The sequence below is a fragment of the Sulfitobacter sp. 1A13353 genome (genome assembly GCF_043557255.1).
Lineage (GTDB): Bacteria > Pseudomonadota > Alphaproteobacteria > Rhodobacterales > Rhodobacteraceae > Sulfitobacter > Sulfitobacter faviae.
The window spans coordinates 509222-522840 of record NZ_JBIFFS010000001.1 but is presented as its reverse complement, the minus strand read 5'-3'; the positions used below and the strand labels follow the sequence as shown (position 1 = coordinate 522840).

Sequence of the window (13619 nt, the reverse complement as noted above, 5' to 3'; positions counted from 1 at the left end):
CCCCCTCAGCGATCCGACAGCGCGAAGCCCGCATAGGCAAAGGGCATGACCGCCCGGCGAAAACGACCCAGTTCGAACCGTGCAAGCGGGGCGCGCATGGGGGCGGGATAGGGCCGCTCGGGCGTTATGCCGCGAACCAGATCAGCCAAGAGCGCACCGGAATAGCTGCCCATCGCCACCCCATTGCCGTGGTAGCACAGCCCTGCGAAGATCCCCGGCTGATCCGGCACCTGCCCCACGAAGGGCATGCGATTGCGCGCGATACAGACCATGCCGGACCAGCCATGCGGCGTTTCAACATGACGCCACGCGGGGAACATCGCCTCGAAATCCGCGCGGGCCCGGGCCAGCGCGCGCCGCTCGGAATTGGGGTTGGACATCAGCCCGCCGCGCACGCCGAACAACATACGATTGTCAGGCATCAGCCGGAAGTAATGCAGCAGATGGCGGCTGTCATAGCAGGCCTGTTGGCTGGTCCAACCTTGAGCGGCAAGCTCGGCCTCGGTCATCGGGCGGGTCACGATCACGCTGGATTGCGTCGGCATGTAACGCGCGGCCAGCCATGTCGGCAGGTCTTCGGAGGAATAGCCATTGGTGGCTATGATCACCCGCTCGGCCCGGATGCGGCCCTGCGGGGTCGTAACCTCGAACGCGCCCTCGTGCCCTGTCACCCCGGTGGCCGGGCTGTTGTGATAGATCGCGGCCCCCGCCTCTTCCGCGGCCTGCGCGAGGGCGGTCACATATTTGCGGGGGTTTATTCCAAAGCCAATCGGCACGGTGATCGCGCCCTCGAAGCCTGCGTTCAGCCCCTCGGCGGCCAGATCGGCCTTTTCGGTCAGCCGGGCCGTGACGCCGTAATTCTCTGCGTAGTAAGCCAGCCTGCCGCGCATCTCTTCGAAATCGCGCGGGCGGTGGGCCAGCTGGGTTTCCCCTTGGGAATGCCGATCGACATTGATGCCGCGGGCGACGATGAAATCCTCCACCTGTCGGATCGCTGCCACCTCGGCCTGCCGCCAGCCAAGCCGCTCTGTCCGCCCGAATTTCCGGTCGAGCGCCGCGTCGTCCAGCATCCCGCCGCCCAAGCAGCAAAAGCCCCCGTTGCGGCCCGAAGCGCCAAAGCCCACGCGCTCGGCCTCTAGCACCGTGGCCCCAACCCCGGCCTGCGCCAGATGCAGCGCGGCGTTGAGGCCGGTGAAACCGCCGCCGATGATCACCACATCGGCCTGCGCCGCGCCCTGCAGCGCCGGCCGCTCCGGCGCGCCATGGGTCTGGTCCCACCAGCAGCCCGCACGCGGCGCTTCGGAATAGGCGAAATCCGCGTAGATACGCTTCATGCGGCGGGCCGTTCCGCCGCGCGGGCTTCCTCCTGCGCGCGCAGGCTTGAGCGTTTGCTGACCAGCGATGCGGTGATGACCCCTACGGTCACGATGGCGATCATGATCGTCGAGAGCGCGTTGATCTCGGGCGAGACGCCCAAACGCACGGCGCTGAAGATCTTGATCGGCAGCGTTGTGGCCGATGGCCCGGCGGTGAAGGAGGCAATGACCAGATCATCGAGGCTGAGCGTGAAGGCCAGAAGCCAGCCCGAGATCACCGCAGGCGCGATGATCGGCAGGGTCACGAGGCGGAAGGCCTCCCACGGGGAAGAACCGAGGTCGAGCGCGGCCTCCTCCAACGAACGGTCGAAGGACACCAGCCGGGAGGAGACGACGACCGAGACATAGCACATCGAAAAGGTCGTATGCGCCAGCACGATGGTCAGCACGCCCCGGTCCAGCCCAATGCCGATGAAGAGCAAGAGCAGCGAAAGGCCGGTGATCACCTCGGGCATCACCAGCGGCGCGTAGATCATGCCGGAGAATAACGTCCGCCCCATGAACCGCCCGCCGCGCACCAACACATAGGCCGCCATGGTGCCCAGCACCGTGGCGATGGAGGATGAGATCACCGCGACCTTCAGCGTGACCCAAGCCGCATTCAGGAAGGCTTCGTTTTGCAAAAGCTCGCCATACCAGCGGGTCGAGAATCCGGCCCAGACCGTCACCAGTTTCGAGGCGTTGAAACTGTAGATCACCAGAATGATCATCGGCAGGTAAAGAAAGGCGAACCCCAGCGTGAGCGAGGTCACGTTGAACCATGTCATCCGCTTCATTGTTCGGCCTCCGCCTGTTTCTGCTGGTTGCGCTGGAAGAGGATGATCGGAATGATCAGGATCAGCAGCAGGATCACCGCCACCGCACTCGCCACCGGCCAGTCGCGGTTGTTGAAAAACTCCTCCCACAGCACCTTGCCGATCATCAGCGTGCCCGACCCGCCCAAAAGCGAGGGGATCACGAATTCGCCCAAGGCAGGGATGAAGACAAGGAAGCTGCCCGCCACAATGCCGTTGCGCGACAAGGGGATCGTCACCAGCCAGAAGGCTTGCAAACGCGAGCAGCCGAGATCCTCCGCCGCCTCATTCAGGGATTCGTCCAAGCGGTCCAGCGCGGCATAGATCGGCAGGATCATGAACGGCAGGTAGGTATAGACGATGCCGATGTAGACTGCCGTATTGGTATTAAGGATCTGTAAAGGCTCTGCCGTTAGACCCAACCCCATCAAGAGTTGGTTCAGCAGCCCTTCGTTGCTGAGAATGCCCATCCACGCATAGACGCGGATCAGGAAGGAGGTCCAGAACGGCAGGATCACCAACATCATCAATGTGGCGCGCCACTCTTCGGGGGCGCGGGCCATGCCATAGGCGATGGGATAGCCGACCAAGAGCGTCAGCGCGGTCGATACAACGGCGATGCGCAGGGAGCTAAGGTAGGCTTTCCAATAAAGGTCGTCGGAGGCGAGGAAGGTAAAATTCTCGAAATCCAACTGGGCGATTAGGGCGCCGATGCCGTCCTTGATCGTCGGCGTATAGGGCGGGATCGCCAGTGCCGTATCGGACAGGGAGATTTTGAAAACGATCAGGAAAGGCACCAGAAACAGCGCCAACAGCCAGAGGTACGGGACCGCGATCAGGGCGAAGCGACGCATGTTCATTGCGCCAACAAAACGCCTGCGGTGGCGCTCCATGAAATCCAGACCGGGTCTTTCCATGTGATGTCACGCCGTGCGATGCGGCGAGTGTTGGCCGTCTGCGCCTTGATCACCTGGCCGCCGGGCAGTTCGACGTGATAGGTGGAAAGGTTCCCCAAATAGGCGATGTCGAGCACTTTGCCCTGTAGCGCATTAGGCGCATCCTCGGGCCGCTCGGTCGAAATGCGGATTTTCTCGGGCCGGATTGCCAGATGGGCCTGCTGCCCCTCGCTGAACGGCGCGGCAGAGGTGGCGGTCAGCGGCGGCTGCCCCTCGATCCAGTTCAAATGGTATTGATCTTGGCCAATGGCCTTGGTGCTGGCTTCGATGATGTTCACGTCACCGATGAAGTCAGCGACATAGACGGAATTCGGCGCTTCATAGATCTCGGCCGGGGTGGCCACTTGAATCACGCGCCCCTCGTCCATCACCGCCACGCGGGAGGCGACGGTCATCGCCTCTTCTTGGTCGTGGGTCACGATGACAAAGGTGGTGCCGGTGGATTCTTGGATGTCCATCAGCTCGAACTGGGTGTCTTGCCGCAGCTTCTTGTCCAGCGCGCCCAAGGGTTCATCAAGCAGCAGAAGCTTCGGCGCTTTGGCTAGCGAGCGCGCCAGCGCGACACGCTGCCGTTGGCCGCCGGAGATCTGATGCGGTTTGCGGCGGGCGAATTTCTCTAGCCGGGTGAGCTTCAGCATCTCGGCCACGCGGGCGGCGATGGCGTCCTTCTCCATCTTGTCGCGGCGCAGGCCGAAGGCGATGTTGTCCCAGATGCTGAGATGCGGAAACAGCGCGTAGGATTGGAACATCATGTTCACCGCGCGTTTGTTCGGGGGCACCGGGGCGATGTCCTGCCCTGCCAATTCGATGCGCCCGGTGGTGGGGCTTTCGAACCCGGCCAGCATCCGCATCATCGTCGTCTTGCCACAGCCCGAAGGCCCAAGAAGGGCAAAGAATTCCTGCGCGTAAATATCCAAAGACAGATCGTCGATGGCGACGAATTCGCCGAATTTCTTGGTCACATTCTTAAAGCGAATGAGCGGCTTTTCGTCGGGGTCGTTCCAGGGGGCGAAGACGGTTGGGCTCACGGTTGAGACATCCTTTGATCGGGCTTTGCTCGGGCTTTGATCGGGGTCGCGGGGCAAGAAAAAGGGGCGCGACCAGACTGGCCGCACCCCCTGTCTCAGATCAGGTACCGGACTTGATCTTGGTCCAGAGCCGGGTCACCACGCGCTGTACTTTCGGCGGGTAAGGTGTGGTGGTGAACAGGTTGTTCAACGCCGCCTCAGAGGGGTAGATCGCCGGGTCGCCGATCACATCCTCGACCAGATGCTCTTGCGAGGCTTTGTTGCCGTTGGCGTAGTACACATAGTTCGACGCGGCGGCCATATTCTCGGCGTCCATGATGAAATTCAGGAACTTATGCGCGCCCTCGGGGTTCGGCGCGTCAACCGGGATGGCCATCTGGTCAAACCACATCTGCGCGCCTTCGGAGGGGGCGTTATAGGCGATTTCGACACCGTTGTCGGCTTCATCCGCGCGGTCGCGGGCCTGCAAGATATCGCCCGACCAGCCTACCGCGACGCAGACGTCACCGTTGGCCAAAGCGTTGATATACTCCGAAGAGTGGAACTTCTGGATATAGGGGCGGACCGGCATGAAGACCTCTTCGGCCTTGGCGATCACATCGGGGTCATGGCTGTTGGGGTCTTCGCCGATGTAGTTCAGCGCGGCGGGGATCATCTCTGCCGGGGCATCGAGGAAATGCACACCGCAGTCAGCCAGTTTTTCCATATTGGCGGGGTCGAAAACCAAGTCCCAAGAGTCAATCGGGGCGTCTTCGCCTAGGATCTCTTTCACCTTGCCGACGTTCACGCCGATGCCGGTGGTACCCCACATGTAGTTGATGGAATGGGCGTTATCGGGATCATATTGTTCGGTCCGCGAGGAAACCACGTCCCACATATTTTCCAGGTTGGGCAGCTTAGAGGTATCCAGCGGCTGGAATGCACCGGCTGTGATCTGGCGCTGCAGGAAGGTGCCCGAGGGGACGACCACGTCATAGCCCGACCCACCGGCGAGCATTTTGGTCTCCAGCACCTCGTTGCTGTCGAACACGTCATAGACCAATTCGATGCCGGTCTCTTCTTCGAATTTATCCAGCAAGGATTCATCGATATAGTCGGACCAGTTATAGACCCGGACCGTTTCGGCAGTGGCGGCACCTGCCATCAAGGTGGCAACGGCGACGCTGCTTAGTAGCACATGTTTCATTTCATACTCCCGTTAGACAGGTCGGGTTGATCCCCACCTTTCGTCAATTTGATCAAGTTTTGCCTCTTCGGGCAAGATGGTTTATGCTTTCATGCAGAATGAAATGCTGCAAGACACGGCGAAACAAGACGGAAAGACCGCTCCTATGGGTTCAGAAAAAACCGATCCGAGATTGCTTCCCGCCGCCGATGCGGCGGCCAAGACACCGATCCATCAGCATGTTTACGAACGCCTGCGCAAGATGATTCTCTTCGGCGATCTGGCCCCCGGACAGGGGGTCACGATCCAAGGTCTGACCGCCGCTTTGGATGCGGGCATGACGCCGGTGCGCGAGGCCATCCGCCGCCTGATCTCGGAAGGGGCGCTGACCCATTTGGGCAACCGCCGGGTCACCGTGCCGGAACTGACCCATGCGGGGCTGGAAGAACTGAGATTCATGCGGGAAACGCTAGAGCCGGAACTGACCAAACGCGCCGCAAACCGCATGACGGATGAGCGTTTGAACGCTTTGAAAGCCTGTGACAACGCGCTGAACCATGCCATCGACCGGGGCGATGTCGGCGGCTATTTGATGCAGAACTACAGCTTTCACCGAATGATTTACGACCTTGCCGAAGCGCCGATCATGGCCGCAACGGTGGACCGTCTTTGGCTGCGTTTTGGCCCCTCGCTTCGGGTGGTTTGCGGGCGCTATGGCACCAGCAATCTACCCGATAAACATGCCGAACTTTTGGCGGCCTTTGCCGAGGGCAACGCCGCTTTGGCGGGAGAGGTCATGGCGGGCGATGTCGCCCAAGGAATGACCCAAATTCGCGCAGCCCTCGATGGTCTGCCCGTTCCGCGTTGATTCGATTGACATGCTATAATTTGATCATATTCTGCGGCTAAGCTTATTTTTCATGCAAATAGAAGGTGCACACCCATGCCGCCCATCACGAATCACCTCCCCACCGCGGACCTTCAGGCGCTGGATGCGGCGCATCACATGCATCCTTTCACCACCAATGATGAATTGGGCGACAAGGGCGCGCGCATCATCACAAGGGCCAAGGGCATCTACCTGACCGACAGCGAGGGGAATGAGATTCTCGATGCGATGGCCGGGCTGTGGTGCGTGAACCTTGGCTATGGCCGCGAAGAGATGGGCAATGTCGCCGCGCGACAGATGAACGAACTGCCCTATTACAACACCTTCTTCCAAACGACCCATGTGCCCGCCATCGCGCTGGCCAAGGAGCTGGCCGATCTGGCCCCCGGTGATCTGAACCACGTCTTCTTCGCCGGGTCGGGGTCAGAGGCGAATGACACCAACCTGCGCATTGTCCGCACCTATTGGGCGCAAAAGGGCAAACCCGAGAAAAGCCATATCATCAGCCGCAAGAACGCCTATCACGGCTCTTCGGTCGGCTCGGCCAGTCTCGGCGGCATGACCTATATGCATGAGCAAGGCGGGCTGCCGATCCCCGGCATCCACCACATCGGCCAGCCCGATTGGTATGCCGAAGGCGGGGATATGTCGCCCGAAGACTTCGGTCTGAAACGCGCACAGGAGCTGGAAGCGAAGATTGTCGAGCTGGGCGCGGACAAGGTCGCGGCCTTCATCGCCGAACCCGTTCAGGGCGCGGGCGGGGTCGTCGTGCCGCCCAGCACCTATTGGCCCGAGATTCAGCGCATCTGCGACAAACACGATATTCTGCTGATCGCTGACGAGGTGATCTGCGGCTTTGGTCGGACGGGCAATTGGTTTGGCTCGCAGACCATGGGCATCAAGCCGCATATCATGACCATCGCCAAGGGGCTGAGCTCGGGCTACGCGCCCATCGGCGGGTCGATCGTTTGTGACGAGGTGGCTGAGGTCATCAACGCCTGCGAGTTCAACCACGGCTACACCTACTCCGGCCACCCGGTCTGCGCCGCCGTGGCGCTGGAAAACCTGCGGATTATGCAAGAAGAGAACATTGTCGCTCATGTTCAAAACGTCGCCGCCCCCGCGCTGAAAGAGGCGTTGGGCAAGCTGGGAGAGCATCCGCTGGTAGGCGGGGTGAACGTATCGGGCCTGATGGCCTCCCTCCCGCTGACGCCGCATAAGGAAAGCCGCGCGAAATTCGCCGATAGCGGCACCGCCGGGTACATTTGCCGCGAACATTGCTTTGCCAACAATCTGGTGATGCGCCATGTCGGCGACCGGATGATCATCTCGCCGCCGCTGATCATTACCCCGGAAGAGATAAAGATCTTCGCCGAACGGGCGACCAAGGCACTGGATGCGACCTATGCCGATCTGAAAGACAAGGACATGCTCAAAGCCGCGTCCTAAAACATCGGGCTGCCCCCAATCGGGGGCGGCCCCTCACTCGGCGCGCAGTCGGGCCAGCAGCCGGGGGGAGGCATAGCCATCGGGCGCGATGCCTTCGGCCTTTTGATAGCTGCGCACAGCATTGACGGTCAGCGGCCCGATCTTGGCGTCGATCTTTTGCGTGTCAAAACCCGCTTCGGTCAGCAGGGTCTGCAATTCGATCCGCTCATTAAAGCTCAGCGCACGGTCTTCGCGGGGCCAGTCCTGCTGTATCTCGCCCGCGCCGCCGATGCGGTCGGCCAGATGGCCCACTCCGATGACATAGGCATCCGCCGTATTATAGCGCTCGATCACCGCGAAATTGGGGAAGATCATGAAGGCGGCCCCCTCTGCGCCCGCGGGCAGCAAGATCGACGCCGGGCCATGATCCGCCACCGCCCCACCATCGAGCGCGGTGACGCCAAGATCGGCCCATTCCGCCGGGGTCTTGGTCACCGCGCGGTCGGCCAGCAGATAGTCGAACCCCTCGGGCAGAGCCACTTCGACCCCCCAGGGCTGCCCTTCGGTCCAGCCAAAATGCTTGAGATAGGCGGCGGTAGAGGCCAGCGCATCGCTGGGGTCATCGCCCCAGATGTCGCGCCGCCCGTCGCCATCCCAATCGACCGCATGGGCGTGGAAGGACGAGGGCATGAACTGCGTATGCCCCATCGCGCCCGCCCAAGAGCCGCGTAATTGATCGGCATCGGTATCGCCCGCCTGAAGGATGCGCAGGGCGTCGAGGAGCTCGCCTTCGAAAAATTCCGCCCGCCGCGCGTCATAGGCAAGGGTGGCCAGTGAATCCAGCACCCGATCCCCGCCCCGGAAGCTGCCATAGGCGCTCTCAAGCCCCCAGATCGCGGTGACGATCTCTTTCTCGACACCGTACTTCACTTCGATCTCTTCCAGCGTGCGTTGCCATTGGGCGAGCGCCTTCTGCCCGTTCTGCACCCTCAGATCCGAGGTGGCGGTGTCGAGGTAATCCCAAATCGTTTTGGTGAATTCCGATTGGTTGCGGTCGCGGCGGATCACCTCCGGGTCATAGCTGACCGTATCCAGTGCCCGGCCAAAGACATCCGGGTCGATGCCCTGTTGCAGTGCGCGGGGGCGGAAGTCTTTCACCCAAGCGCGCAGCCCGGTGTCGTCGCCGCTGGCCTCTGCCGCGGGTTCCTGCGCTACTGGCGCCACGGCGGCCAGCACGGCCTGCGGCGCGCGCGGCGCGGGGCGCAGGGATTCAGTCGGGCCTAACGCGAAGGCCGGAGCCCCCATGCCAGCTGTCGCCAGAATGCCTGAAATCATCGCGTAGTGCCGGATCATAATCGCCTCACCTCATAGAGTTACGGCAAATCCTATGCCCGCCCCGCCCCGGTGGAAAGGGAGGGGGGCGGCCATCCGCGAAGCTCCGCCGGTTTGCCGCATCAGCGGCGGGTGCGGGTCACTTTGCGTTTGATCTTGTCCTTCTTGCGCTTGGCCTTCACGGCCTTGCCGCGCGGCTTGCTACGACCCGCCGGGTTGCGGCGGCCCCCACCTCCGCCTTGCTTGACCTTTTGGTCTTCGATCTCAAGCAATTCCAGCGCGATGCCCCCGGTCACGGGGACCGCCTCGGCCAGCCGCACGGTGACACGCTGGCCAATGCCGATCATCATGCCGGTGTCCGAGCCCATCAGCGTCTGCGCCTCGGCGTCGTGGTGGAAATACTCCCGCCCGAGCGAGCGCATCGGCACCAGACCGTCCGCGCCCGTCTCGTCCAACTTCACAAAGGCACCAAAACGCGCGATGCCGCTGATCCGCCCGGTGAACTCATTGCCGACACGCTCCGACAGGAAAGCCGCGAGGTAGCGGTCGGTCGTGTCACGCTCAGCCACCATCGAGCGCCGCTCGGTGTCGGAGATATGCGCGCCGGTCTGCTCCAGCCCCTCAATCTCTTCGGGCGTCAGCCCATCCTTGCCCCAGCCATGCGCCGTGATCAGCGCGCGGTGCACGATGAGGTCAGCATAGCGGCGGATGGGCGAGGTGAAATGCGCGTAGGAGCGCAGGGCAAGGCCGAAGTGCCCGATATGCGCCGGGCCATAATAGGCCTGCGTCATCGAGCGTAGGGTGCTGAGATTGATCAGCTCCGCGTCATTGGTCCCCGCCGCCTGATCCAGCAGGCGGTTCAGATGCGCGGTTTGCAGCACCTGCCCCTTGGCCAGCGTGAAACCCGCCGCCTGTGCGGTTTCACGCAGGGATTCGAGCTTCTCTGGCGAGGGTTCCTCGTGGATGCGGAACAGCAGCGGGGTTTTCTTTTTGATCAGCGTCTCGGCAGCGGCGACATTGGCCAAGACCATGAACTCTTCGATCAGCCGATGCGCGTCGAGCCGCTCGCGGAAGTTCACCGACTTCACCTTGCCATCCTCGCCCAATTCGATGCGGCGTTCGGGCAGGTCCAACTCCAGCGGCTGCCGCTCGGCGCGGGCGGTCTTCAGCGCGTCATAGGCGGCGTAAAGCGGCTTCAACACCGGCTCCAACAGCGGGCCGGTGCGGTCGTTCGGGTTGCCGTCGATGGCGTCCTGCACCTCTTCGTAATGCAACGACGCGGGCGAGCGCATCAAGCCACGGTGGAACGTATGGCCGATCTTGTTGCCCTTGGCATCCAGCACCATGCGCACGGCGATACAGGCACGCGGCACGCCCTCGTGCAGAGAGCAGAGGTCACCCGAAAGCCGGTCCGGCAGCATCGGCACCACGCGGTCAGGGAAATAGGTGGAGTTGCCGCGCTTGCGCGCCTCGCGGTCCAACGCCGAGCCCGGCGTCACATAGGCGGCCACATCGGCAATGGCGACCCAAACGACATGGCCACCCTCGTTCTTGGGGTCGTCGTCGGCATGGGCATAGCAGGCGTCATCATGGTCCCGCGCATCGGAGGGGTCGATGGTGACCAACGGCAGGTCGCGCAGGTCTTCGCGACCCTTGAGGCCTTGTGGTTTGGCCGCATCGGCCTGTGCGATCACATCGTCGGGGAATTCGTCCGGAATGCCATGCTGGTGGATCGCGATGAGCGAGACCGCGCGCGGCTCGGACGGGTCGCCCAGCCGCTCGACGATGCGTGCGCGGGGCGATCCCATACGTGCCTTCGGTCCGGCCTGCTCGGCCTCGACCAGTTCACCGTCTTTCGCGCCATGTGTATGGTCGGCACCGACGCGCCATTCGCGGTCCGTGCCCTTGTCGATCGGGACGATCCGCCCGCCTTCGGCCGCTTTGCGGAAGATGCCCAACACCTTGCGCGGGTTGGAGCCGATGCGGCGAATGAGCCGGGCCTCATAGTGGTGATCTTCACCTTTCACCAACGTCAGCCGGGCCAGAATGCGGTCACCTTCGCCAAGCGCCGGGTCACTCTCGCGCGGGATCAGCAGAACGATGGGTTCTTTCCCCTCGCCATGCCACTCCATCGGCTTGGCAAAAAGATCGCCATCGCTGTCCGGCCCCGTGACCAGCAAGACCGAGACCGGCGGCAGGCGGTCAGGGTCCTGATAGCTGCGCTTGCGCTTTTCCAGATGGCCCTCGGCCTCCAGCTCTTTCAGCACGCGCTTCAGGTCGATCCGGGCCGCGCCCTTGATGCCAAAGGCTTTGGCGATGTCGCGCTTGGCGGTCAGCGTTGGGTTCTGTTCGATCCAGTCGAGGATCTCGGATTTGCTGGGTATCTTGCTCATACCTCAGCAGGTAGCACGCAGCCCCCCTGTCGTCATGGCAAATCGTGAATTTCGTCCACGTCGCGCAGGGTAGAGACTTCGGCGATGCGGTAGCCCGGCAGGGTCGCGCGGCTGTCAGCCAGCGCATGGGGGCCGGACCAGCGCACCCCGTCAAACAGGCTGGACGGCGCGCGGCGGGGGTGTTTCAGCCCCACGAGCCAATAGCCGCCATCGGGCGCCGGGCCAAACACCGCGTCATGGTTGCCAAGCGCATCGAATGCCCGCCCCAGTTCCTTGCGGTTGATGCCCGGAATATCCGCCCCGATCACACAGGCCGGTCCCGGCGCGCTGCGCAGCATCCGCGCCATACGGTCACCGAGGTTGCCGCGCCCTTGCGGCCAGCGTGGCAGATGCGCGGGCCAGACGCGGCTTTGCAGCCCTTCCACGTCCGGGGCCACGGCCAGCACCACCTGCCAACGCGGATCTTCGATCCGACGCAACAGGCGGCGGGTCTGATCGCGAAACCACCAAGCCGCGCCGACCATGCCGATGTCGCGGCCCAGACGGGTTTTCACCCGACCAGGGCGCGGCTCTTTCACCATGACAATGAGCGTTGGTTTCACGTGAAATAATTCCGCAACACGCGCCCGTAGATGGATTTGAGCTGTTCGATATGTTCGACCCGCACATGCTCATCAACTTGGTGCATGGACTGGCCCACCAGACCGAACTCCACCACCGGGCAATGCGCCTTGACGAAACGCGCGTCCGAAGTGCCGCCGGTGGTGGAAAGCTCGGGCTGCACGCCCGTCTCAGCCTCAACCGCGCCCGCGACCAGATCGGACAGGGCGCCCGGCGGGGTGATGAAACTCTCGCCGGAGATCTTGATCTCTACATCCACTTGCAGGCCGAATTCCTCGGCGATCTTATCCGCCTCGCCCCGCAGCCAGTCGCTGAGGCTCGCGCCCGAATGGTGGTCATTAAACCGGATGTTGACCGCGCCGCGGCATTGCGCCGGGATCACATTGGTTGCCTTATTGCCGGTGTCGACGGTCACCACGGCCAGCGTCGAAGGGTCGAAGTGATCGCTGCCCTGATCCAACTCATGGCTGGCCAAACGATCCATCAACCGCACCATCGCGGGCAGCGGGTTGTTGGCGCGGTGCGGATAGGCCGCATGGCCCTGTTTGCCCGTCACCTTGAAATGCGCGTTCATCGAGCCGCGCCGCCCGATCTTGATCATGTCGCCCATGCGCTCGGGGCAAGTCGGCTCCCCCACAAGGCAGACATCCATCCGCTCGCCGTTCTCCGTCATGTAGTCCAAAAGAGCCGTGGTCCCGTCGAGGGCATCGCCCTCTTCATCCCCGGTGATCGCCAGCACGATGGAGCCGTCGGGCGGCGTGTCCTTCACGAAATCCACCGCTGCCGCGACGAAAGCCGCCACGCCCGATTTCATATCCGTGGTGCCGCGGCCATACATGATGCCGTCCTTGATCTCGGCCCCGAAGGGGGGCATCGACCAATCCGCCTCATCCCCGATGGGCACGACATCGGTATGGCCGTTGAAGCCGAAGGACTTGGTGTTGCCCTTGTTGCCCCAGCGGGCAAAGAGGTTGCAGATGCCGCCCCGGTCGACGCGCGTACAGTCGAAACCCGCCGCGTCCAACACCTCTTCGAGCACTTCCAACGCCCCATCGTTCGCAGGGGTGACAGAGGCGCAGCGCACCAGTTTCGCGGTGAGATCAACAGGGTCGAGACCGGACATATCGGCTCCTTTTCAGGGGTTATCGCTTGTCCGGTAACTTGTGTGGGCAAATCGCGCCAATGCCAAGGGGGCGCATTGCAATTCCCCGTGTGGGGCGCGGGTCAGTCGTAAAACGGGGTCATTTGCGCGACGATGACCGAGTTTTCTTCCAAAGCGCGCTGCATCAGGGCGCGTTCCTCGGCGTCGATCTCCTGACCTTCGGCCTCGCGCTCTTCCAGCGTGCCGTAACCGGTCACGTCAAGCGGGTTGGTATCGGCCTGTTTGAGGATCGCCACCGTCTCGCGCACAGCTTCGGCCTCATCAATGCCAGAGGCGAAACACATCAGCGCAGCACCGGTGGCCTTGTCGGGCAGACCGTCACCGTCCTTGCGGCCGATCTGAACCAAAAGGGTAAAGACCTGCTGGCGCGAAGGTTTCTTGGTTTTCTTGGGTTCAGACATGATAAGGGCCGCCGATTGCTTTCGGCAGCCCTAACCTTTTCACTTGGATTTGGAAAGGGGCCGCGCCCCTGCCC

Annotated in this window: 12 protein-coding genes; 2 read left to right on the top strand and 10 right to left on the bottom strand. The window is 62.6% G+C overall.

All coding sequences use genetic code 11. The features are described 5' to 3' along the window. Positions 1-5: 5 nt before the first annotated feature. The 5 genes from ACGYLO_RS02530 to ACGYLO_RS02510 all read right to left on the bottom strand — a co-directional run bounded on the left by ACGYLO_RS02530 (position 6) and on the right by ACGYLO_RS02510 (position 5340). Positions 6-1334 carry an FAD-binding oxidoreductase gene (locus ACGYLO_RS02530; protein WP_271688504.1) on the bottom strand — a complete coding sequence of 443 codons (1329 nt, stop codon included), beginning with the start codon at positions 1332-1334 and terminating at the stop codon, positions 6-8. After that, on the bottom strand, positions 1331-2152 hold the full coding sequence (locus ACGYLO_RS02525) for an ABC transporter permease (protein ID WP_067265716.1): 822 nt from the start codon (positions 2150-2152) through the stop codon (positions 1331-1333). The genes ACGYLO_RS02530 and ACGYLO_RS02525 overlap by 4 nt, the downstream gene beginning before the upstream one ends. Next, positions 2149-3024 carry an ABC transporter permease subunit gene (locus tag ACGYLO_RS02520; protein ID WP_168613629.1) on the bottom strand — a complete coding sequence of 292 codons (876 nt, stop codon included), beginning with the start codon at positions 3022-3024 and terminating at the stop codon, positions 2149-2151. The genes ACGYLO_RS02525 and ACGYLO_RS02520 overlap by 4 nt, the downstream gene beginning before the upstream one ends. Before the next feature lie 2 nt (positions 3025-3026). Beyond that, positions 3027-4154, bottom strand: a complete 1128-nt coding sequence (locus tag ACGYLO_RS02515; RefSeq protein WP_394376345.1) for an ABC transporter ATP-binding protein — start codon at positions 4152-4154, stop codon at positions 3027-3029. Positions 4155-4254: 100 nt separating this feature from the next. Further along, positions 4255-5340, bottom strand: a complete 1086-nt coding sequence (locus ACGYLO_RS02510) for a polyamine ABC transporter substrate-binding protein (RefSeq protein WP_067265724.1) — start codon at positions 5338-5340, stop codon at positions 4255-4257. Between the two features lie 145 nt (positions 5341-5485). Here ACGYLO_RS02510 and ACGYLO_RS02505 point away from each other — a divergent pair, with 145 nt between their 5' ends. Beyond that, entirely contained in the window at positions 5486-6187 is a 702-nt protein-coding gene (locus ACGYLO_RS02505; protein ID WP_271688508.1) for a GntR family transcriptional regulator, read from the top strand. Between the two features lie 75 nt (positions 6188-6262). Continuing rightward, a complete protein-coding gene (locus ACGYLO_RS02500; protein WP_271688510.1) occupies positions 6263-7657 on the top strand; it encodes an aspartate aminotransferase family protein in 1395 nt (464 codons plus the stop codon). 33 nt (positions 7658-7690) lie between these two features. Here ACGYLO_RS02500 and ACGYLO_RS02495 read toward each other — a convergent pair whose 3' ends face one another. From ACGYLO_RS02495 to ACGYLO_RS02475, 5 genes are all read right to left on the bottom strand, one after another. Continuing rightward, entirely contained in the window at positions 7691-8989 is a 1299-nt protein-coding gene (locus tag ACGYLO_RS02495; protein WP_271688511.1) for a lytic murein transglycosylase, read from the bottom strand. A gap of 101 nt (positions 8990-9090) precedes the next feature. Then, positions 9091-11361 (bottom strand): ribonuclease R, encoded by a 2271-nt coding sequence (gene rnr / locus ACGYLO_RS02490; protein ID WP_271688512.1) that lies wholly within the window; start codon positions 11359-11361, stop codon positions 9091-9093. 32 nt (positions 11362-11393) lie between these two features. Then, positions 11394-11963: a TIGR04282 family arsenosugar biosynthesis glycosyltransferase gene (locus tag ACGYLO_RS02485; protein ID WP_271688514.1), complete on the bottom strand. Its 570-nt coding sequence runs from the start codon at positions 11961-11963 to the stop codon at positions 11394-11396. Next, a complete protein-coding gene (dapE, locus tag ACGYLO_RS02480) occupies positions 11960-13105 on the bottom strand; it encodes a succinyl-diaminopimelate desuccinylase (RefSeq protein WP_271688516.1) in 1146 nt (381 codons plus the stop codon). The genes ACGYLO_RS02485 and dapE overlap by 4 nt, the downstream gene beginning before the upstream one ends. Positions 13106-13206: 101 nt before the next feature. Further along, positions 13207-13545 (bottom strand): hypothetical protein, encoded by a 339-nt coding sequence (locus ACGYLO_RS02475; RefSeq protein ID WP_067261079.1) that lies wholly within the window; start codon positions 13543-13545, stop codon positions 13207-13209. Positions 13546-13619 lie beyond the last annotated feature (74 nt).